The sequence below is a fragment of the Sphingobium sp. AP49 genome (genome assembly GCF_000281715.2).
Lineage (GTDB): Bacteria > Pseudomonadota > Alphaproteobacteria > Sphingomonadales > Sphingomonadaceae > Sphingobium.
The window spans coordinates 3,562,664-3,581,754 of record NZ_CP124576.1 but is presented as its reverse complement, the minus strand read 5'-3'; the positions used below and the strand labels follow the sequence as shown (position 1 = coordinate 3,581,754).

Here is a 19,091-nt window from a genome sequence, read left to right as displayed (position 1 = left end):
GCGATGGCGGGCGGATCCGAGGGCGGCGAAAAGACCGAAAAACCGACACAGAAGAAATTGCAGGATGCCGCCAAGGACGGCGATATCCTTCAGTCACGCGAACTGGCGACGGCGCTGGTGGTGATGGCTGGCATCGGCTGGCTGGCGGTGGCAGGACCCGGCTTTGTCGAGGCGCTGGCGGACATGCTGGTCGACGCGCTCCGTTTCAAGCGTGATGACATTGTGAACTTCGCGCCGGTCACCCGCGGCGTCGGTCTGTTGACCGGCATCGCGCTGCCGGTCGGTGGCGTTTTGCTGGCGACCTTTCTGGCCGCGATCGCGGCGCCGGCCTTGCTGGGGTCGCTCGGCTTCCGGCCGGGGGCCTTCACCCCCAAGGCATCCAAGATGAATCCGGCATCCGGTCTCAAGCGCATGTTTGGTACCCAGGGGCTGATCGAACTGGTCAAGTCGATCGCCAAGGTTGGCCTGCTGGGATCGATCGGCCTGTGGATGATCTGGGACCGGCTGACCGCGATCTTCGCGCTCGGCAAGACGGGGGTGGCGCCGGCGATCGCGGACCTTGGCAATATGTTCATCCTCGTTTGCCTCGTCATGGCCGGCGGCCTGTTCCTCATCGCGGGCATCGACGTGCCGGCACAGATCATGCAGCGCGCCAAGCGGCTCGGCATGTCCAAGCAGGATATCAAGGATGAGCATAAGGAGAGCGAGGGCTCGCCTGAACTCAAGGGCCAGATTCGCCGCCGTCAGTTTGAAGTGCTCAACGGATCGACCCGCAAGGCGGTGACGGAAGCCAGCGTCATCCTGACTAATCCGACCCATTTTGCTGTCGCACTGCGCTATCGGCCGGGCATGGATGCCGCACCGGTGGTTGTCGCGCGGGGCTGCGATGCGATTGCCGCCTCGATCCGGGAACTGGCCGAAGCCCATGGCGTAACCGTGTTGCAATATCCCGAACTGGCGCGTGCGGTCTATTTCACCTCGCGCACGGGGCAGATCGTCAATGAAGGCCTCTATATGGCAGTTGCGACCATATTGGCGTTCGTCTTCCGGATCGAAAATCGCATGGCCAGCGAAATGGACCGACCCTTTATCACTATCCCCGAAGACTTGCGCTTTGATCCGGATGGCAAGAAAATATGATGGTATTTCCATCAGTTGAAATAAAATTGACGATCGTTACGATGGTGAACTAAAGTTTAGCCGCGTTCATCCGTACTCTTTTCATGGGGACGCATTAGGATGGTGCGTCATGAACGAGTATTTTTCGCGTAGCGAGATTTCGCCAGTGGATAGGGCCGCCCCGCGCGCGCCCGCCGCCGTGGCGGCCGTTCAGCCCGTCAATGCAGGATCGTCGACTTCCGGACAGGATATGGCGTCGACCGCTCAGGCATCGCCTCCCCGGTAATCGATCTCGTCACCCTGGATGAGGATGCCGCCGGCGCGGCGGAATATGCCAAGGTGCATGCCCAGATCGCCGATATCCTGGCCGACATGCGGTCGGGAAATGGGACCATGTCGGTGGATGAGGCGGCGGCATCGGTGCAAGCCATGATCCCGGCCCCCTTCATCTTCGTGCCGCTGCCACCGGCCACGCGTGAGGCGGTGGAGCAGGCGGCGGCCCTCGCCCAGCGGATCGCCGACAAGGCGATCTATGCCCATGCCGCCCAGGCGCATGTCAAGCGTGGCACGGTGGACCAAATCCTGGCCAATGCAATCTGACACGGAACGGCTTGTTTCGATCAGTTGTATTTCCTTGAAAATCATTCCTAAACATCTTCTCGCTACGGCCGTTCTCTCTTCCTGAAAGGACGACGAATGGCGACGACGACGACATCAGTTGGCAGCAGCATCCTCTCGGCGCTGGGTGCGAACTCGGGCATCGATACGTCCGCGCTCGTCACCAGCCTGGTGAGTGCGACCCGCGATCCGCGTCAGAGCGCGATCACGACCCAGCAGACCACCAACAATGCCCGTATTTCGGCGCTGGCGTCCGCCGTCAGTTCGCTCGACACGTTCGCCGATGCGCTGAGCAGCGTGCTGGCTGGCGCGGACTACAAGGGAACGCCTAATTCCAGTAATAGCGGCCTAGCTTCGGTCAGCCTGCTGACCGGCGGTACGCCGAGCGGCCTGCCGGCGCAGATGGTGGTCAAGTCGTTGGCCAGTGCGCGCGTCTATGCCTCGACGCAGGCCACCGGCGCGACCGGCAGCACGGCGGTGGGCGCAGGGACGATGACAATCACCACGGCTGCCGGGAAGACTGCGACGATCACCGTCGGTTCGAGCACGAACAACAGTTTTTCGGGCCTGGCATCGGCGATCAACGCCGCCAATATCGGCGTGACCGCCAGCGTCGTCACCGATGCCAAGGGGACGCGCCTGGTGTTCAAGGGCGAGACCGGTGCCGCCAACGACTTCACGGTGACCACATCCGCCACCGATTCGACCAGTATTCTGGCCGGTCTCAACAGCAGCGCGATGACCTCCACCTCGGACCCGGCCAATGCCAAGATCACGCTCGACGGCACCGACTATGAATATGCCAGCAACACGATCGACGATGCGATTCCCTATCTGCGGATTGAATTGACCAAGGCTGATCCGACCAGCACGGTGAACCTGTCGATGAGCCAGCCAACGGCGACGATGAAGGATCTGCTGAAGGAGTATGTCGACGCCTACAACACGCTGATGGGCGCGTTGAACACGGCCACGTCGACGGGAACGGATTCGTCGACCGCAGGCGTCCTGAACGGGGTCGGTGCGGTTCGCGATATGAAGACGCAACTGTCGAAGATCACGTCGACCCAGCTCGCCGCGACGGGTAATTACAAGACGCTGTCGGATATCGGCATCGCGACCAATCGCGACGGCACGCTGACGCTGGATACGGATGCGCTCGACAAGGCGATGGCGGCCGATCCCGAAGGCATCACCAAGATGCTCAATCCGACGATGCCGACGGCGGACAATCCGGGCCTGTCCAAGCTGATGGACACGGTGCGCGACAATCTGGAACTGGACAATGGTTCGCTCAAGCTGGCGCAGGCACGGTATGAAACGCTGGCCGACGATCTGACCGAACAGTTGGAAAAGCTGGATGAGGACATGGCCGATTATGAAACGCGCCTGACTTCCATCTACTCCGCCATGCAGACGAAATTGTCTGCCCTCAACGCAACACAGAGCTACCTCCAGCAGCAGATCGATGCCTGGAACAAGAGCGACAGTTAATCGGGGATTTTGATCGATGTTCTACAATCAGGGCTATGCGGGATCGGCGGCGGCACGGCGCTATGCGGCGGTGCATTCGGGCAGCCGGATCGAGGGTGCGACGCCCCATGCGCTGGTCAAGATCCTGTTCGACGAACTGCTGATCGCGCTGGATGCGGCGGCGCTCGCCGAACGCAATGGCGACCGGATCAAGGTATCCGACAAGCAGGCGCGCGCCATGTCGATCCTGTTCGCGCTGGAAGCCAGCCTGGACTTCGACAAGGGCGGTGACATTGCGACTGGCCTTGCCCAGATCTATCGCGAAAGCCGGCGCCTGCTGCTGGTCGGGGCCAAGCAGCGCGACGCCCAGCCGGTTGACCAGGCCCGTGCCATGATAGGCGAGATCGCCGAGGCCTGGGGCCAGATCGCGTCCTAGGGCCATCGTTCGCCGACTGGCCTCCCGTTGCGGGGTTGCACCCCCAATCGGTGGCCTGTATAGGCGGCACTCGCACAAGGGCGGCCCGGCGGGGGCCGCCTTTTTGCGTTTTATCTACGGTCCATTGGACGCATTTCCAGACCAGGAAGGGAAGACACATGTCGATTACGCCGCTCATGCCCGTATACCCCCGGTGCGATGTGCGTCCGGTCCGAGGCGAGGGCTGTTATCTGATCGGCGAACGCGGCGAGCGCTATCTTGATTTCGCCAGCGGCATCGCGGTCAATCTGCTCGGCCACGGCCATCCCAAGCTGGTGAAGACGATCGCCGATCAGGCCGCGACGCTGATGCACGTGTCTAATCTCTATGGCATGCCGTTGGGCGAGAAGTTCGCGGAGAAGCTGGTCGACAGTACCTTTGCCGATACGGTGTTCTTCACCAATTCGGGCGCGGAAGCGGTCGAGTGCGCCATCAAGACGGCGCGGCGTTATCATTATGCAAACGGCAATGCCCATCGGCATAAGATCATCAGTTTCGACAATGCGTTCCATGGGCGTACGCTCGGCACGATCTCGGCCACCAGTCAGCCCAAGATGCGCGATGGCTTCGAGCCGCTGCTGCCTGGATTCGCAGTGGTGCCGTTCAACGATCTCGATGCCGCGCTGGCACAGATCGATGACAATACTGCCGGCTTCCTGCTGGAGCCGGTGCAGGGTGAAGGTGGTGTCACGCCCGCGACGCAGGCCTTTCTGACCGGCTTGCGCCAGGCGTGTGACGAGCATGGCCTGTTGCTGATCCTGGATGAGGTTCAGTGTGGCTATGCGCGCACCGGCACCTTCTTTGCCCATGAGCAATATGGCATCACGCCGGATATCATGGCGGTGGCCAAGGGTATCGGCGGAGGCTTCCCGCTTGGCGCCTGCCTCGCCACTGAGGATGCGGCCAAGGGCATGGTTTTTGGCACGCATGGCACGACCTATGGCGGTAATCCGTTGGCGATGGCGGTCGGCCTGACCGTGATCGAGGAAGTGCTGGCGGAGGGCTTCCTCGACCATGTAAATGCCATGGGCGCGCGTCTGCGATCCGCTCTGGAACAGCTGATCCCCAATCATGACGACATGTTCGAGGATGTGCGCGGCATGGGGCTGATGTTGGGCGTCAAGATGAAGGACGCCTATGATGCGCGCGCCTTTGTCGGCCATCTGCGCGACCATCACGGATTCCTGTCGGTGTCGGCGGGCCAGAATGTGCTGCGCATCCTGCCGCCGCTCGTCATCGACGAAAGCCATATCGCCGAGTGCATCGAGAAGATTTCCGCCGGTGCGCGGAGCTTCGCGGACGCCAAGGCGGCCTGACCATATATTGCCCCGTTCGTGCTGAGTAGGGGCTGAGCAAAGTCGAAAGCCCCGTATCGAAGCATCCTTCGATACGCCATTTCGACTTCGCGCAATGGCTACTCAGGACGAACGGTGGTTGGAAGCGGGGAAAACTTCCAATGACCAAGCATTTTCTGAATCTCACCGACGCGGGCGGCGACGCGATCGCCGCGATGATCGCCGACGCCATCGACCGCAAGGCGGCGCGCGCGGGCAAGCCCAAGGGCTGGGTCGATGCCGACGCGCCGCTTGCCGGCCACACGCTGGCGATGATCTTCGAGAAAAACAGCACGCGCACCCGTGTCAGCTTCGACATGGCAATTCGTCAGCTTGGCGGCAATGCGCTGATTCTCGATGGCGCCACCAGCCAGCTTGGCCGTGGCGAGACGGTTGCTGATACAGCGCGCGTGCTCAGCCGTATGTGCGATGCGATCATGATCCGCACTGACGATCACGCCAAGATCGAGGAAATGGCGGAATATGCCAGCGTTCCGGTCATCAATGGCCTCACTGACCTGTCGCATCCCTGCCAGATCGTCGCGGACCTGCTGACCGTGGTCGAACATGGACTGGCCTTGCCAGGCAGCCAATGGGCCTGGCTGGGCGATGGCAACAATGTCCTCCATTCGATTGTCGAGGCAGCCGGGTTGCTGAAGTTCGATGTCCGCATGGGCATTCCGGAGGGATATGATCCCGATCCGGCATTTGCCGACGCTGCGCGTCGCGCTGGTTCGACCATTACCCTTACACGCGATGCCGTCGAGGCGGTGGCCGGCGCCGATGTTGTCGTGACGGACACCTGGATATCGATGGGCCAGGCCCATGCCGAGGAGAAGCTGGCGGCCATGATGCCCTATCAGGTCACGCCTGCGCTGATGGCCGGGGCCAAGCCGGATGCCAAGTTCCTCCACTGCCTGCCTGCCCATCGTGGCGAGGAAGTGGTCGAGGCGGTGATCGACGGTCCGCAATCGCTGATCTGGGATGAGGCGGAAAACCGCATCCATGCCCAGAAGTCGGTGCTGCTCTGGGCGCTTGGAAAGCTGTAAGCTCACCCTATATTCGGGCGAAATTTTCCGTTCGCCCTGAAAAATCTCGGGGCCTGTCCTGTGCTGGAAAGCGGAGGGCAGGCTCTCGCGGCTTTCGGGGCGGGTGGATCGGAAGGAAATATCGTGACCAGTTCCAATGTCGATCAGGCCCTTGGCTTCACCATCCCCTCGCGCCATGTGCGCGGCCGTTTCGTGCGGCTGGGGCCGGTGCTGAACCAGGTGCTGTCCGCCCATGCCTATCCGCCCGCAATCGAACGCGTGCTGGCCTCCTCGCTGGTGCTGGGGGCGCTGCTCGGCAGCCTGCTCAAGGATGCCGGCGGCCAGTTGACCCTGCAGGCGCAGACCGAAAATGGCGTCGTCAGCCTGCTGGTGGCCGATTACAAGGGTGGCGAACTGCGCGGCTATGCCAAGTTCGATGCCGAACGGCTGGCGGAAATCGGCAGTGATCCGACCCTGTTCGGCCTGTTCGGCAAGGGCTATCTGGCGATTACCTTCGACCAGGCGGCGACCGGCGAGCGTTATCAGGGCATCGTGCCGCTGGACGGTTCGTCGCTGGCCGAGGCGGCGGAGCATTATTTCTTCCAGTCCGAACAGATCCCCAGCATCGTCCAGATCGCAACCCGGCATGAACCGGGCGAGGGTTGCGTCGCGGCGGGCCTGCTGCTGCAGCATCTGCCCGAGGGCGAGGTGGGGCGCGAGCGCCTGCATGTGCGCCACGATCATCCCGAATGGGAACATGTGCAGGCGCTGGCCGGCACGCTGCGCGACGAGGAACTGACCGATCTCGACCTGCCGCTGACCGACATCGCCTGGCGCCTGTTCCATGAGGAAGAGGAGGTGCGCGTCACCGAGACGACGGCGCTCACCAAGGGCTGTCGCTGTGACCTTGCCCATATTCGCGATGTGATCGGCCGCTTCCCGGCGGACGAACGGGTGGCGATGGCGGACGAGAAGGGCATTATCGGCGTCGATTGCGCCTTCTGCTCGCGGCTGTTCCCGCTCGCGCTGGACAGTTTCGTTACCCATTGAAAGCCGGCGCGGGGCAATTGCGGCACGGCCGTTCGTCCCGCGCTATCAAATTGCCGCAATTGCGCGGCACAACAGGATGAAGCATGGCGCCGCTCCCCGGCGCCGATGACAAGGTCTGGACGCAAGATGGCAAGGCTGGGGCTGCAGGCGCTGGGCGCCGCGGCGGCAATGATGATGGCAAGCTGGGCCGCGGCGGCGAACGCCCCGCAACTGGCTGCACTCGCCAAGCTGGAAACGGGCGAGTGGGAATTGCGCCTGCGCGACGATCCGTCCGCGCCGGCCCGCCGCCTGTGCGTGACGATGCCGCATCAGTTGCTGGAGCCTGCCAATGCCGGCCCCGGCTGCAAGCCGTTCGTGGTCAACGACGCGCCTGCTGCCGCCACGGTGACCTTCGATTGCGGCCCGGCCGGTAATGCGCGCACCGACCTGCGCGTTGAAACGCCGCGCCTCATCCAGATACGATCGCAGGGGATCAGGGATGGCGCGCCCTTCTCCAACATGGTCGAAGGACGCCATGTCGGCGCCTGTCACTGACCGGCGGCCCCTTGCGCTGCGGCGCGCGCGAGGGTAGCGCAACGCCATGGTCGCACAGAATGGAAAATTCGCCGTGGTCCTGCTGTCTGGCGGGCTGGATTCAATGGTCGCGGGCGGACTCGCTCGGGAAGCGGGATATCGCATCCTCGCCCTGACGATCGATTATAATCAGCGCCATCGCGTGGAACTGCGTGCCGCAGCCAAGGTCGCCAACGCGCTCAATGCGATGTCGCATATCGTGTTGCCGCTTGATCTGACCGCCTTTGGCGGGTCGGCGCTGACCGCAGACATCGCCGTGCCGAAGGGCGGCGTGGGCGACGACATTCCGGTCACCTATGTGCCGGCACGCAATACGATCTTCCTGTCGTTGACGCTGGGCCTGGCCGAGGTGGCGGCCGCAAACGACATCTATATCGGCGTAAACGCGCTGGATTATTCGGGCTATCCCGATTGCCGTCCCGAATTTATCGATGCCTTCCAGACCATGGCCGGACTTGCCACCAAGGCCGGCGTGGAAGGTCATCCGATCCGGATCAATGCGCCGCTCCAGCATATGAGCAAGGCCGATATCGTGCGCGAAGCCTATCGGCTTGGCCTGGATGCGGGGCTCAGCTGGTCCTGCTATGATCCCACGCCTGATGGCAAGCATTGCGGCCTGTGCGATAGCTGCCGTCTGCGGGCCAAGGGCTTTGAGGAGGCGGGCCTGCCCGATCCCACCGTCTATGCCGTGCATCCCTGAAGGCCATCGCCCATGACCTATGCGGTCAAGGAAATGTTCCTCACGCTTCAGGGTGAAGGCGTCCAGGCTGGACGTCGCGCCGTATTCCTGCGCTTTGCCGGCTGCAATCTGTGGAGCGGGCGGGAACAGGACCGCGCCCAGGCAGTGTGCCGGTTTTGCGATACGGATTTCGTCGGAACCGATGGCGCAGGCGGCGGCAAGTTCGCCGATGCCGACGGTCTGGCAGACGCTGCGCTGGCCTTCTGGGGAGAAGGGGAGGCCGGGCGCTATATCGTGCTGACCGGCGGCGAACCGATGTTGCAGGTGGACGACGCCCTGATCGACGCGCTGCACGCCCGCGGTTTCACCATCGCGATCGAGAGCAATGGTACCCTGCCGGCCCATCCCGGCATCGACTGGATTTGCATCAGCCCCAAGGCGGGCAGCGAGGTGGTCCAGCATCAGGGTGACGAACTGAAGCTGGTCTGGCCGCAACCGGACGGTGGCCATAGCCTCGCGGATGTGGAGGCCATGGAAGGCTGGGCGTTCGCCAATTTACTGGTGCAGCCCCTCGACGATGCAGATGCGGTCGCCAATGCGCGCGCTGCCATCGATCTGGTTATGGCCCGGCCGAATTGGCGCCTGACCGTGCAGGCGCATAAATATCTGGGACTGCGCTAGGGCTGGTCGTTAGCGGTGGAAGTGCAGCGCACTGCCACCGCCATGGGCAAGCCTTAAGGATTGCCGGTCTTGCTGTTCCACTGTTGATGGCACACCGGTTCCAGTACCCCCTTCTTCCAGCATTTGGGGTCGAAGGATGGCAGCGCCAGCGAATAGTTCCAGCCCGGATCGCCATAATATTGCTCGCCTGCCAGCACGAGCGACTTCTTGATCGACGGCAGGCCCTGGCGTGCCACCATGTTCAACTGGCCGCGATCGGCAAAGATCGCCTGGCGACCGACGGCGGCCGCAGCCTGGCAAAAGCCGCGCTGCGCCTGCACGGTGGAATAGCCCGAATAGATGCGGGTATTATACATGTCCGAAGCCGACTGGCCCGGGCGCCCCTTGCCCACGGTGCGCTGGAAATAGGCAAGCAGCGTGGCCTGCGCCGAATCCAGTTCAGCATCATGATGCGCAATCATCGCATTATAATTGCTGATGGCGAGCAGCGTCGGCTCGAACTGGCACTGCAATGCCGCGACATTGATCGCGGCGCGCAGGTTCCAGGCAAGGCCGGCCTTGATCTCGTCCGCATTGGCGCCGGGCAGGCCCAGCGCGGTTGCGGCGGCTTCGTCGGTCAGCGGCGGCGCCGACATGTCGGGCGGCGACCAGAAAAATTGTGCGGCGGCCGGCTGAGCAGCGGTAACGGACGCGATCGCGATCGTCAGGGCGGACAATGCCTGACGCGACGGGAAACGGAACTTCATGAACTCACCCTCTCAGACGGGATGGCGATGCCGCGTTGCGCCGCCCCCAATATCGGAAATCATCTATAGCGCGCCTGTATCGGAAGTGAACGGGGAAACGCTCACTGGTCGGATACGACTTCCTCATCATCGCTTGCCGGGGTCGCGGCTGCGTTGGCGGCTGGCTTCGCGGCGGCGGCAGGGGCTGCTGCAGTCCGGTTTTCCGGCAAGGCCAGGCTGGTGCCCTCGCTCTGGACGCCGTCGAGATCGGTCATCGCATCGGTAGCGGTGCCGTCAACGACTTCCATATCCTTCATCTGCACAGTGTTGCCGGTCTTGTCGCCACCGCCGCACCCAGCCAGGGGGGCGCAGCCAATCAACAGGGCAGCAGTCAGAATCGTCCTTGCGTCAACGCGCATCCGGGTCTCCATCTCGTGGTTCAGCGTGCCCGGCGGCCCCCCACCCGGCGAAGTCGCGGACCCTAGCTGCCGGTCCCGCATTGCTCAAGCCCCGTGCCATCAACCGACCCGCAGCGGCGCAGACGGGCGAGGAAGGCCGGGAAATGCGCCTTGAGCGCGGCGTCGAGCGCTGCCATGGATGTGTCGCCGCCCAAGGCTGCGATGCTGGTCACGGGAAATTCCGCGATACCGCACGGCACGATGCCGCCGAAATGCGATAGATCGGGATCGACGTTGATGGAAAAGCCATGCAGCGTGACCCAGCGCCGCACCCGGATGCCGAGCGCCCCGATCTTTGCCTCGCGCCCATCGCGATCGTCGGTCCAGATGCCGATGCGCCCTTCCGCGCGGCGTGCTGCGATGCCGAGGTCGGCAAGTGCATCGATCATCCAGCCTTCCAGATGATGGACGAAATTGCGTACATCCTTGCCACGTTCGCGCAGGTCGATGTTGAGATAGCCGATGCGCTGGCCCGGCCCATGATAGGTATAGCGGCCGCCACGGCCGGCGTCGTGGACAGGGAAGCGCGGGTCGATCAACTCGGCGGGATCGGCGCTGGTCCCGGCGGTATAGAGCGGCGGATGTTCCAGGAGCCAGACCCGTTCGCGCGCTTCGCCTTCATAGATAGCGGCGGCCCGCGTCTCCATCTCGGACAATGCCTGCGGATAAGCCGTCAGGCGGGGTTCGACACGCCATTCGACGTCGGGAAAGGGAAGGGGATCGATCATGGGGCTTCCTTGACTTGGCGCGGGCGAGCGATCAAGTCTCCACCGCATTTCGCACCACAGGGCAGGCAACATAGATATGGCGACAATTTCGATCGGCAAGGCGTGGGAGGAAGCGGTCGCCTTCGTCGCGCGGGAAGCAGCGCTGCTCTTCCCGGTGGCGTTGCTGTTTGTCGCGTTGCCCGGGCTGATCCTGCAGGAAATGACGCCACCGCAACTGGCCGAGTGGATGATCGATCCCAAGCGTACTGGCTTGCCCGACATTCCTCCGGGTTTTGCCCTGGCGAGTCTGCTGGGCGTCGTCCTTATCTGGTTCGGGTCGCTCACCCTGTTTGCCCTGGCGTTGCGCCCGGGGATCAGCGTGGGCGAGGCATTGCGCCTTGGTCTGGCGCGCCTCCCGGTCCTGCTTGGTACGGCTTTGCTGGCGATGTTCCTGTTGGCGGCGCTGGTGCTGGCGTCGATTGTAGTGGCGGTGCTGCTTGGCCTTATCGCTCCGCCGCTGGGCAATGCTGCCGGCGCCTTATTGGGCATTCTCGTCGGTGGTGTGGCGCTTTTCGCCAGCATCCGCCTGATGCTGCTCAATCCGGCGGTGATCGACGGCAATCAGGGCGTCATCCAGTCGCTTCGTCATGCGTGGGCGCTGACGCGGGGGTGCGCCTGGCGGTTGCTGGGCTTCATCATGCTGCTGACGATCGTGTCCGCGATCGCCAGCATGGCGGCCCAGACGATCTTCGGCGCGATTGCGGGTCTGGTCGGAGGGCCTGGGGCCGCCCAACTGGTGGGCGGGATTGCGGCTGCGGCCGTCTCGACCGTGATTCAGGTCTATATGCTGGTGATGCTTTCCCGCATCTATCGTCAAGCGTCGGCGGGCTGACCGAACATCGGGATCTGCGGCGCCGCCTCGGCTGGCAGCAGGCCCAGCAGGCGGGGATCGGCAAAGGTCTCGATCTCCCGGCCATAGGGGATGAAACCCGCCTTGATGTAGAAGCCAAGCGCGGCCGGGCTGTCGAGCGTGCAGGTGTGAACCCAGAAGCGTTCCACTCCCTTGCGCCAGGCGAGCGACTTGGCCTGCCCCATTAGCCATTTGCCAAAGCCCTGGCCATTGAGCGAAGGCACCAGTCCGAAAAAGGCCAGCTCGCATTCCGATGGATTGCGGAAATCCAGTTCCAGCAGGCCGACCTCGATCCCGCGCGGGTCGGTGACGGCATAGATCTCGACGGCTGGGTTATGCAGGATCGCCGCCAGTTGACCGTCCGGCATTACCAGCCGTGAGAACCAGAGCCAGGGTTCGCCCACGCGTCGGAACAGCGTGCGATAGGCGGCCAGGTCCGGCGTCTTCCACGGCACCAGTCGCAGCGGCGCGGGCGGGATCGGCGCGGGTTTCGGTCGCTCGCGCATTTCCAGATGGGTGACGATGGTCGCGATCTCGCGCGGATCGACCGGGGTCAGGGCCATGATTTCAGCTCCAGCTCGCCATCGGCGGCAGGCTCATCAGGATCGCGTCGATATTGCCGCCGGTCTTGAGCCCGAACAGCGTACCGCGGTCATGGACCAGGTTGAATTCGGCATAGCGACCGCGCCATTCCAGCATGGTGCGATACTCCTCCTCGCTCCACGCCTCGTTCATCCGCCGCCGCACGATCGGCGGGAAGGCGGTCAGGAAAGCGTCGCCGACATCGCGGGTGAAGGCGAAATTCGCGTCGAACGCGGCATTGTCGGTGCATTCGAGATGGTCGTAGAAGATGCCGCCGACGCCGCGATGCACGCCGCGATGGGGGATGAAGAAATACTCGTCCGCCCATTTCTTGAAGCGCGGATAATAAGTCGGGTCATGGGCGTCACAGGCGCCCTGCAGCACGGCATGGAAATCGGCCGTGTCTTCCTCGCGCGGCATGGGCGGGTTGAGGTCCGCGCCACCGCCGAACCAGTTTTTGGTGGTGTTGAGGAAGCGGGTGTTCATATGGACGGCGGGCACATGCGGATTGGCCATATGGGCGACCAGGCTGATGCCGGTGGCGAAGAAAGCGGGATTGTCGGCCGCGCCATGAATGGTCTGGGCAAAGCCGGGGGCAAGATCGCCGGTAACGGTGGAGATATTGACGCCGACCTTCTCGAAGACCTTGCCCTTCATCACGCCGCGCACGCCGCCACCGCCCTCACCGGGAGCGACGCCTTCGGCCTCACGGTCCCAAGGGGTGTAGGTGAAGCGGGCGTCGCTGCCGGCTTCGCGTTCGATCGCCTCGAACTCGGCGCAGATCCGGTCGCGCAGCGATTCGAACCAGTTGCGGGCGGCCTGCTGCTGCGGGTTCAAGGGAAAGCGGATGTCAGGCGTCATGCGGGGAAGCTCCCGGTCTGGCGAAGGGCCTCGGCAACGGCGATGCCCGTGGAAACGGCGATGTTGAGCGACCGGAAACCCGGTGCCATCGGAATGCGCACGCGAATATCGGCCAGATCGCGGACATGATCGGGCACGCCCGCGCTCTCCGATCCCATCAGCAAGACATCGTCACTGCGAAATGTCACGTCGGGCAGTCGCTGCGACGCATGGCTGCTCATCAGCAGCAGGCGACGGCCAGCGGCGCGTCTTTCTGCATCGAATGCCTCGAAATTGGCGTGGCGCACGACCTCGGCCGCCTCGCCATAATCCATCGCCGCGCGCTTCAGGCGAGCATCGGAAAAGGCGAATCCGGTAGGCATGATGATGTCGACCGGGACGGAAAAACAGGCGGCCAGGCGCAGGATGGCACCCACATTGCCGGCAATCTCGGGTTGGTAGAGAGCGATACGCATGGCAGCCGCATAATGCAGCGCGGCGATTTGTCATAGCCCGCGCGACTTTGCGGTTGGCAAAGCGCTTGCAGTCCGGCTATCAGGCCCACAACCCACGCCGGGGGGAGGCGGGGTATGACCCTAACTCCCTTGATAATTATGGTCACTCAAGGCATTCCGGCGTGAATAGGGAAGTCTTGCAAGGGTAGAGGTGCATGGCGAACTCAGAACAAGTTGACGGGCAGGGTCTATCCGGCGAAGACGGAGTCCGTCGCCGTGATTTCATCAATGTCGCTGCGGTGAGCTTCGCGGGGGTAGGCGCTGTCGGCGTCGTCCTGCCGCTCATCGATCAGATGAACCCCAGCGCCGACGTGTTGGCGCTCGCGACCACACCGGTCGATCTTTCCGCGATCCAGCCCGGCATGGCGATCAAGACGACCTTCCGGTCGCAGCCGCTGTTCGTGCGCCAGCTTACCGAAAAGGAAATCGCCGAGGCCGACAAGGTCGACCCGTCCACGCTGCGCGATCCGCAGACGCTGGAAGAGCGGACCGTCGACGGCAAGAAGCAGTGGCTGATCACCATGGGCGTCTGCACCCATCTGGGCTGCGTGCCGCTGGGCGCGGGCGAGGGCGAGAATCGCGGCGAATTCGGCGGTTATTTCTGCCCCTGCCACGGCTCGTCCTATGACACGGCCGCGCGCATCCGTAAGGGGCCTGCCCCCAAGAATCTGGAAGTGCCGAAGTATAGCTTCACTTCCGACACTGCCATTCTTGTGGGTTGAGGGGGACCATCATGAGCTTTCCATGGGCTGAACATTATACCCCCAAGCATCCGCTGACGCAGTGGATCGACGAGAAGCTGCCGCTGCCGCGCCTCGTCTACAACGCCGTCGGGGCCGGCTATCCGGTGCCGCGCAACCTCAATTATTTCTGGAATTTCGGCGTCCTCGCCGGGCTGGCGCTGGTGATCCAGATCGTCACCGGCGTGGTCATGGCGATGCATTATGGCGCCAATACGCTGGTCGCCTTCGGCACCGTCGAACAGACGATGCGCGACGTGAATGCTGGGTGGCTGATGCGCTATGCGCATGCCAACGGCGCCAGCTTCTTCTTCATCGTCGTCTATCTCCATATTTTCCGCGGCCTCTATTTCGGTAGCTACAAGGCGCCGCGCGAGATGGTCTGGCTGCTCGGCCTCGTCATCTTCCTGCTGATGATGGCGACCGCCTTCATGGGCTATGTCCTGCCCTGGGGTCAGATGAGCTATTGGGGCGCCAAGGTCATCACCGGCCTGTTCGGCGCGATCCCGGTGGTGGGCGAGCCGATCCAGACCTGGCTGCTGGGCGGTTTCGCTCCCGGCAACGCCTCGCTTAACCGCTTCTTCTCGCTTCACTTCCTGCTGCCCTTCGTGATCGCGGCGGTGGTGATCCTGCATATCTGGGCGCTGCACATTCCCGGCTCCTCCAACCCGACCGGTGTCGAGGTGAAGGGACCGCAGGATACTGTGCCCTTCCATCCCTATTATACCGCAAAGGACGGTTTCGGGGCGGGCATCTTCTTGATCCTGTTCGCGATCCTGCTGTTCTTCGCGCCCAATTATCTGGGCCACCCGGACAATTATATCGAGGCGAACCCGCTTTCGACCCCGGCGCATATCGTGCCTGAATGGTATTTCTGGCCCTTCTACGCGATCCTGCGCGCCTTCACCGTCGACTTCTTCTTCGTGCCGGCCAAGCTGCTGGGCGTGCTGGCGATGTTCGCATCGATCCTGCTGCTCTTCTTCCTGCCCTGGCTCGACACCTCGCCGGTGCGGTCGGGCAGCTATCGTCCGCTGTTCAAGAAGTTCTTCATCATCCTCGTCATCGACGTGCTGATCCTGGGCTATTGCGGCGGTGCGCCGGCGGCGGAACCCTATGTGATGATCTCTCAGGTCGCGGCGGCCTATTATTTCGCCCATTTCCTGATCATCCTGCCGCTCATCGCGCGCTTCGAAAAGCCGCTGCCGCTGCCAACCTCGATCACCGAGGCGGTGCTGGCCAAATATGCCAAGGCTGACGGCGAACCCGCCGCAGTCCCGGCCGAATAAGGGGGAAGACAAGCATGGTACGCATCGGCGCATTCCTTGTCGGCCTCTTCTTCGCCGGCTGGCTGCTCATCTCCTTCCTCGTGGGTGCCTATTCCTACGTGGTGGAGCCTCCGGCCAAGACGGTGGAGCATGAGTTCCACCGTGACCCCAAGCATGTTTCCTTCTCGTTCGACGGGCCGCTGGGGCGCTATGACAATCAGCAGCTCCAGCGCGGCTTCCAGGTGTTCAAGGAGGTCTGTTCGGCCTGCCACAGCTTGAAGTTCGTCGCCTTCCGCGACCTGGCCGGCATTGGCTATAATGAAGCGGAGATCAAGGCGATCGCCAAGAACTGGGCGATCAAGACCCCGGATGTCGACCCCGCCACTGGCGAGGCTTCGACCCGTGATCCGATCCCGGCGGATTATTTCCCCAAGCCCTTCGCGAACAATGTCGCGGCGGCGGCGGCGAACAATAATGCGATCCCGCCAGACTTGTCGCTGATGACCAAGGCGCGCCACCATGGCTCTGCCTATGTCTATTCGCTGCTGACGGGCTTCCAGAACCAGCCGGCCGAACTGCTCAAGGAGTTCCCGGATGCCAAGACGCCCGAGGGGCTGCACTTCAACCCCTATTTCGCCAACCTGAACCTGGCCATGGCGCCGCCGCTGTCGGCCGATGGTCAGGTGACCTATGGCGACGGGACCAAGCCGACGGTCGACCAGATGTCGCAGGACGTGGCTGCTTTCCTTAGCTGGACGGCCGAGCCGAAGCTGGAAAATCGCCGGCGCGCGGGCGTGGCGACGATCCTCTTCCTGCTGATCGCCACGGGCCTTGCCTATATGGCTTATCAGAATATCTGGGCGGACAAGAAGAAGGCGGCCTGACCGCTCTTCCGCCCGATGGCATGAAAGAACGGGGCGCGCTTCCTTGTCGGGAGCGCGCCCTTTCCTTATGGGGCTTCAACCATGAGCATCGATAGTCTGACCGCGCTGGTCCGCACCATCCCCGACTTCCCCAAGCCGGGCATCCAGTTTCGCGACATCACGACGCTGCTGGCCGACGGGCCGGGTCTTGCCGAACTGATCGACCAGATGGCAAAGGTAGCAGGGCCGCTCGACCCCGACCTGATCGTCGGCGTGGAGGCGCGCGGCTTCATCCTGGGCGCGGCACTGGCGCTGAAGCTGGGCAAGGGCTTCGTTCCGGTCCGCAAGAAGGGCAAGCTGCCGGGCAAGACCGTTGGCATCGACTATGTGCTGGAATATGGCACCGATCGCCTCGAACTGCATGAAGGGCAGGTGCCCGAAGGTGCCCGCGTGCTGTTGGTCGACGACCTGATCGCCACCGGCGGTACCGCGCAGGCGGCCGCGCGGCTGCTGCGCGAACAGGGGGCGAGCGTGCTGATGGCGCTGTTCGCGATCGACCTGCCGGATCTGGGTGGTCTCGCCGCGCTGGAACAGGACGGTGTTCCCTCCCGTGCGATCCTGGTGTTCGAGGGCGACTAGGCTGCCTCATGTGCCGGTTGCGACCGGCGCCATTTCGCGCGATCATGCTGCGGTCCGACGGTGAGGAGGCCATGATCGCAATTCCCCGCTCTTCCCGCTGCTGGCCCGCTGTCCTGCTGCCGCTGCTCCTGACGGCCTGCGCGACGCCGGCGCCCTATCGCGACCTGTCCTGTGCCGCAGCCATAGCGCCGCCGCTGGCTGCGCCCGATGCCGGTCGCATCACCACCCGTCTTTCGGTGCTGACGTTCAATATCGAAGGGCTGGGCTGGCCGGCGCGCAGCGGTAGAGGGCCATCATTGCATCAGATTGCCGCGCGGCTCGCCGAACTGCGTGCTGCCGGGAAGGCGCCTGATGTCGTCCTGTTCCAGGAAATGTTCAGCGGCGCGGCCAAGCAGGCCGTGGCCGACACCGGCTATCCCGCCATCACCGCCGGTCCGCAACGGACGACCAAGGCGCGGGGATCGACGAAGGAAAAACTGCCGGGGAAATCGCATATCGACCGGGGCGAGATCGGCATCCATTTTTCGGGCAGCGGGCTGGCGGTCGCATCGCGCTATCCGATTATCCTGACGCAAAGGCGGGCCTATGGCCGCAAATCCTGTGCGGGCTTCGACTGCCTGTCGAACAAGGGGATCGTGCTGGCCCGCATCGCCATTCCCGGTGTCCCCACGCCGATCGACATCTATGACACGCACATGAACTCGCGCGGCGCCTCCCGCGCGCCGGAAAGGCGCAATCTGGAAGCGCACGACCGCCAGGCGCTCGAAGCCTCCGCCTTCATCGATGCCAGCCATGATGATGCCTATCCGCTGATCTTCGGTGGCGATTTCAACATGCGCCATTCCGAACCGCGCTGGGATAATTTCTCGCGTTACCAGTCGCTCGATCTGGTCCATCGGGTCTGCGCTGATCCGGCATCTGGCTGTGATGTGCGCATGTCCTGGGATGGCGACGAACCCTGGATGGACACACAGGATCTGCAATTTTTCTGGCCGGGCGACCGGGTATCGGTCCGGCCGGTTCGGGTAGAGGCCATGTTCGACGGCGGGCCGAGCGGGCCGGAACTGTCCGACCATGATGGCTTCCTGGTGACCTATGAACTATCCTGGCCGCGTGATGCTGCGGTGGTACCGGGAAGCTGCTGATCTCTTATTCTGCAGCCCTTGCCCAGCCGGCCAGCGCCTGGGGCAAATTGTCGACGGCATGCGCCAGCCGCTCGTCGATCAGTGCCAGCAATTGAGTCCAGCCGAGCATGTCGTTGAGTTCGCCCGGACCGTCCGAAATGCCGCGCAGGCCCATCAATGGCACGCCGAAGCGTGCGCAGGCGCGCGCCACGGCAAATGTCTCCATATCCACCATCTCCGCGTCGATCGCTGCATAGCCGTCCCCGCCCACGATGTCGGCACCGGTCGAAAGGCGCAGCGCCCGCAATTCCAGCGGGGTTTCGAGCGGCAGATGGACCGGGTGATCGACAAAGGGCGTCACGCCCTTGATAAAGCCCAGGCGCGAGGCATCCATGTCCCGCCAGGCCACGCTGGCGACCTGATAGACATCACCCAATGTCCCGATCCGCGATCCCGCTGAGCCCAGCGAGACGACCAGATCGGGCAGGGCATTGGCCTGCGCCATGCGATCAAGGGTGATGCTGGTTGCGATGGCGGCTTCGACCGGGCCGACGCCGGTCATCAGCGGAACGAAGCGATCCTGCAGGTGGGGGCCATATTCGGCCTGCACGGCCATCACGAACAGCACTTGTCGTCCAGCCATGGACACGCATTGCGGCGTCATCAGCAATCCCTCCAGTCGTTGTCCAGTGC

At 63.4% G+C, this 19,091-nt stretch carries 23 protein-coding genes; 16 read left to right on the top strand and 7 right to left on the bottom strand.

Annotation, left to right across the window (positions count from 1 at the left end):
- The first annotated feature begins 3 nt into the window (after positions 1 to 3).
- The 10 genes from PMI04_RS17135 (at position 4) to queE (ending at position 9,030) form a co-directional block, all read left to right on the top strand.
- Positions 4 to 1,140 (top strand): flagellar type III secretion system protein FlhB, encoded by a 1,137-nt coding sequence (locus PMI04_RS17135; RefSeq protein ID WP_007714041.1) that lies wholly within the window; start codon positions 4 to 6, stop codon positions 1,138 to 1,140.
- A 318-nt stretch (positions 1,141 to 1,458) separates the two neighbouring features.
- The gene (locus PMI04_RS17130) at positions 1,459 to 1,719 is read left to right on the top strand and encodes a hypothetical protein (RefSeq protein WP_283184806.1); all 261 of its coding nucleotides are present in this window, start codon (positions 1,459 to 1,461) and stop codon (positions 1,717 to 1,719) included.
- 96 nt (positions 1,720 to 1,815) lie between these two features.
- The gene (gene fliD / locus PMI04_RS17125) at positions 1,816 to 3,231 is read left to right on the top strand and encodes a flagellar filament capping protein FliD (RefSeq protein ID WP_007714045.1); all 1,416 of its coding nucleotides are present in this window, start codon (positions 1,816 to 1,818) and stop codon (positions 3,229 to 3,231) included.
- 16 nt (positions 3,232 to 3,247) lie between these two features.
- Positions 3,248 to 3,646 (top strand): flagellar protein FliS, encoded by a 399-nt coding sequence (locus PMI04_RS17120; RefSeq protein WP_007714047.1) that lies wholly within the window; start codon positions 3,248 to 3,250, stop codon positions 3,644 to 3,646.
- Between the two features lie 158 nt (positions 3,647 to 3,804).
- Positions 3,805 to 5,001 (top strand): aspartate aminotransferase family protein, encoded by a 1,197-nt coding sequence (locus PMI04_RS17115; protein ID WP_007714049.1) that lies wholly within the window; start codon positions 3,805 to 3,807, stop codon positions 4,999 to 5,001.
- Positions 5,002 to 5,141: 140 nt separating this feature from the next.
- On the top strand, positions 5,142 to 6,068 hold the full coding sequence (gene argF, locus PMI04_RS17110; RefSeq protein ID WP_007714051.1) for an ornithine carbamoyltransferase: 927 nt from the start codon (positions 5,142 to 5,144) through the stop codon (positions 6,066 to 6,068).
- A 123-nt stretch (positions 6,069 to 6,191) separates the two neighbouring features.
- Positions 6,192 to 7,097: an Hsp33 family molecular chaperone HslO gene (locus PMI04_RS17105; RefSeq protein ID WP_007714053.1), complete on the top strand. Its 906-nt coding sequence runs from the start codon at positions 6,192 to 6,194 to the stop codon at positions 7,095 to 7,097.
- A gap of 126 nt (positions 7,098 to 7,223) precedes the next feature.
- Positions 7,224 to 7,631, top strand: coding sequence for a hypothetical protein (locus PMI04_RS17100; RefSeq protein WP_007714056.1), 408 nt, complete (start codon positions 7,224 to 7,226; stop codon positions 7,629 to 7,631).
- A 46-nt stretch (positions 7,632 to 7,677) separates the two neighbouring features.
- Entirely contained in the window at positions 7,678 to 8,370 is a 693-nt protein-coding gene (gene queC / locus PMI04_RS17095; RefSeq protein ID WP_007714059.1) for a 7-cyano-7-deazaguanine synthase QueC, read from the top strand.
- Between the two features lie 12 nt (positions 8,371 to 8,382).
- Positions 8,383 to 9,030: a 7-carboxy-7-deazaguanine synthase gene (queE, locus tag PMI04_RS17090; protein WP_007714062.1), complete on the top strand. Its 648-nt coding sequence runs from the start codon at positions 8,383 to 8,385 to the stop codon at positions 9,028 to 9,030.
- Positions 9,031 to 9,083: 53 nt separating this feature from the next.
- On the opposite strand, the gene PMI04_RS17085 is transcribed toward queE, so the two are convergent.
- The 3 genes from PMI04_RS17085 to lipB all read right to left on the bottom strand — a co-directional run bounded on the left by PMI04_RS17085 (position 9,084) and on the right by lipB (position 10,941).
- The gene (locus PMI04_RS17085; protein ID WP_007714064.1) at positions 9,084 to 9,776 is read right to left on the bottom strand and encodes a hypothetical protein; all 693 of its coding nucleotides are present in this window, start codon (positions 9,774 to 9,776) and stop codon (positions 9,084 to 9,086) included.
- 101 nt (positions 9,777 to 9,877) lie between these two features.
- A complete protein-coding gene (locus PMI04_RS17080; protein ID WP_007714066.1) occupies positions 9,878 to 10,174 on the bottom strand; it encodes a hypothetical protein in 297 nt (98 codons plus the stop codon).
- Between the two features lie 62 nt (positions 10,175 to 10,236).
- Positions 10,237 to 10,941, bottom strand: a complete 705-nt coding sequence (gene lipB / locus PMI04_RS17075; protein WP_007714067.1) for a lipoyl(octanoyl) transferase LipB — start codon at positions 10,939 to 10,941, stop codon at positions 10,237 to 10,239.
- A 76-nt stretch (positions 10,942 to 11,017) separates the two neighbouring features.
- Here lipB and PMI04_RS17070 point away from each other — a divergent pair, with 76 nt between their 5' ends.
- Entirely contained in the window at positions 11,018 to 11,812 is a 795-nt protein-coding gene (locus PMI04_RS17070) for a hypothetical protein (RefSeq protein WP_007714068.1), read from the top strand.
- On the opposite strand, the gene PMI04_RS17065 is transcribed toward PMI04_RS17070, so the two are convergent.
- From PMI04_RS17065 to PMI04_RS17055, 3 genes are read right to left on the bottom strand one after another with little or no spacing between them, the layout of a single operon-like run.
- A complete protein-coding gene (locus tag PMI04_RS17065) occupies positions 11,794 to 12,393 on the bottom strand; it encodes a GNAT family N-acetyltransferase (protein WP_007714069.1) in 600 nt (199 codons plus the stop codon). The genes PMI04_RS17070 and PMI04_RS17065 overlap by 19 nt on opposite strands.
- Before the next feature lie 4 nt (positions 12,394 to 12,397).
- Complete coding sequence (gene hemF / locus PMI04_RS17060) at positions 12,398 to 13,273, bottom strand: oxygen-dependent coproporphyrinogen oxidase (RefSeq protein ID WP_007714070.1); 876 nt, start codon at positions 13,271 to 13,273, stop codon at positions 12,398 to 12,400.
- Positions 13,270 to 13,728, bottom strand: coding sequence for a tRNA (cytidine(34)-2'-O)-methyltransferase (locus tag PMI04_RS17055; protein WP_007714071.1), 459 nt, complete (start codon positions 13,726 to 13,728; stop codon positions 13,270 to 13,272). The genes hemF and PMI04_RS17055 overlap by 4 nt, the downstream gene beginning before the upstream one ends.
- A 194-nt stretch (positions 13,729 to 13,922) precedes the next feature.
- Here PMI04_RS17055 and petA point away from each other — a divergent pair, with 194 nt between their 5' ends.
- The 5 genes from petA (at position 13,923) to PMI04_RS17030 (ending at position 18,419) form a co-directional block, all read left to right on the top strand.
- Positions 13,923 to 14,489, top strand: a complete 567-nt coding sequence (gene petA, locus PMI04_RS17050; protein WP_007714074.1) for a ubiquinol-cytochrome c reductase iron-sulfur subunit — start codon at positions 13,923 to 13,925, stop codon at positions 14,487 to 14,489.
- Positions 14,490 to 14,500: 11 nt separating this feature from the next.
- Positions 14,501 to 15,793, top strand: coding sequence for a cytochrome b/b6 (locus PMI04_RS17045; protein ID WP_007714076.1), 1,293 nt, complete (start codon positions 14,501 to 14,503; stop codon positions 15,791 to 15,793).
- 14 nt (positions 15,794 to 15,807) lie between these two features.
- Positions 15,808 to 16,656: a cytochrome c1 gene (locus PMI04_RS17040; RefSeq protein WP_007714078.1), complete on the top strand. Its 849-nt coding sequence runs from the start codon at positions 15,808 to 15,810 to the stop codon at positions 16,654 to 16,656.
- A gap of 81 nt (positions 16,657 to 16,737) precedes the next feature.
- Positions 16,738 to 17,274, top strand: coding sequence for an adenine phosphoribosyltransferase (locus tag PMI04_RS17035; protein ID WP_007714080.1), 537 nt, complete (start codon positions 16,738 to 16,740; stop codon positions 17,272 to 17,274).
- Between the two features lie 71 nt (positions 17,275 to 17,345).
- Positions 17,346 to 18,419, top strand: a complete 1,074-nt coding sequence (locus PMI04_RS17030; protein WP_037487268.1) for an endonuclease/exonuclease/phosphatase family protein — start codon at positions 17,346 to 17,348, stop codon at positions 18,417 to 18,419.
- A 4-nt stretch (positions 18,420 to 18,423) separates the two neighbouring features.
- Here the strand turns inward: PMI04_RS17030 and PMI04_RS17025 are convergent, their stop codons facing one another.
- Positions 18,424 to 19,062, bottom strand: coding sequence for a 5'-methylthioadenosine/S-adenosylhomocysteine nucleosidase (locus tag PMI04_RS17025; protein WP_007714085.1), 639 nt, complete (start codon positions 19,060 to 19,062; stop codon positions 18,424 to 18,426).
- Positions 19,063 to 19,091 lie beyond the last annotated feature (29 nt).

What these genes read in the sequence shown, in the direction of transcription:
- lipB (WP_007714067.1), bottom strand. Translation starts at nt 10,941, where the DNA reads ATGATCGATCCCCTTCCCTTTCCCGACGTCGAATGGCGTGTCGAACCC.
- argF (WP_007714051.1), top strand. Translation starts at nt 5,142, where the DNA reads ATGACCAAGCATTTTCTGAATCTCACCGACGCGGGCGGCGACGCGATC.
- PMI04_RS17030 (WP_037487268.1), top strand. Translation starts at nt 17,346, where the DNA reads ATGATCGCAATTCCCCGCTCTTCCCGCTGCTGGCCCGCTGTCCTGCTG.
- PMI04_RS17035 (WP_007714080.1), top strand. Translation starts at nt 16,738, where the DNA reads ATGAGCATCGATAGTCTGACCGCGCTGGTCCGCACCATCCCCGACTTC.
- queC (WP_007714059.1), top strand. Translation starts at nt 7,678, where the DNA reads ATGGTCGCACAGAATGGAAAATTCGCCGTGGTCCTGCTGTCTGGCGGG.
- PMI04_RS17040 (WP_007714078.1), top strand. Translation starts at nt 15,808, where the DNA reads ATGGTACGCATCGGCGCATTCCTTGTCGGCCTCTTCTTCGCCGGCTGG.
- PMI04_RS17085 (WP_007714064.1), bottom strand. Translation starts at nt 9,776, where the DNA reads ATGAAGTTCCGTTTCCCGTCGCGTCAGGCATTGTCCGCCCTGACGATC.
- PMI04_RS17135 (WP_007714041.1), top strand. Translation starts at nt 4, where the DNA reads ATGGCGGGCGGATCCGAGGGCGGCGAAAAGACCGAAAAACCGACACAG.
- PMI04_RS17120 (WP_007714047.1), top strand. Translation starts at nt 3,248, where the DNA reads ATGTTCTACAATCAGGGCTATGCGGGATCGGCGGCGGCACGGCGCTAT.
- PMI04_RS17065 (WP_007714069.1), bottom strand. Translation starts at nt 12,393, where the DNA reads ATGGCCCTGACCCCGGTCGATCCGCGCGAGATCGCGACCATCGTCACC.
- PMI04_RS17115 (WP_007714049.1), top strand. Translation starts at nt 3,805, where the DNA reads ATGTCGATTACGCCGCTCATGCCCGTATACCCCCGGTGCGATGTGCGT.
- PMI04_RS17045 (WP_007714076.1), top strand. Translation starts at nt 14,501, where the DNA reads ATGAGCTTTCCATGGGCTGAACATTATACCCCCAAGCATCCGCTGACG.
- hemF (WP_007714070.1), bottom strand. Translation starts at nt 13,273, where the DNA reads ATGACGCCTGACATCCGCTTTCCCTTGAACCCGCAGCAGCAGGCCGCC.
- petA (WP_007714074.1), top strand. Translation starts at nt 13,923, where the DNA reads ATGGCGAACTCAGAACAAGTTGACGGGCAGGGTCTATCCGGCGAAGAC.
- PMI04_RS17055 (WP_007714071.1), bottom strand. Translation starts at nt 13,728, where the DNA reads ATGCGTATCGCTCTCTACCAACCCGAGATTGCCGGCAATGTGGGTGCC.
- PMI04_RS17080 (WP_007714066.1), bottom strand. Translation starts at nt 10,174, where the DNA reads ATGCGCGTTGACGCAAGGACGATTCTGACTGCTGCCCTGTTGATTGGC.
- PMI04_RS17100 (WP_007714056.1), top strand. Translation starts at nt 7,224, where the DNA reads ATGGCAAGGCTGGGGCTGCAGGCGCTGGGCGCCGCGGCGGCAATGATG.
- PMI04_RS17070 (WP_007714068.1), top strand. Translation starts at nt 11,018, where the DNA reads ATGGCGACAATTTCGATCGGCAAGGCGTGGGAGGAAGCGGTCGCCTTC.
- queE (WP_007714062.1), top strand. Translation starts at nt 8,383, where the DNA reads ATGACCTATGCGGTCAAGGAAATGTTCCTCACGCTTCAGGGTGAAGGC.
- PMI04_RS17025 (WP_007714085.1), bottom strand. Translation starts at nt 19,062, where the DNA reads ATGACGCCGCAATGCGTGTCCATGGCTGGACGACAAGTGCTGTTCGTG.
- fliD (WP_007714045.1), top strand. Translation starts at nt 1,816, where the DNA reads ATGGCGACGACGACGACATCAGTTGGCAGCAGCATCCTCTCGGCGCTG.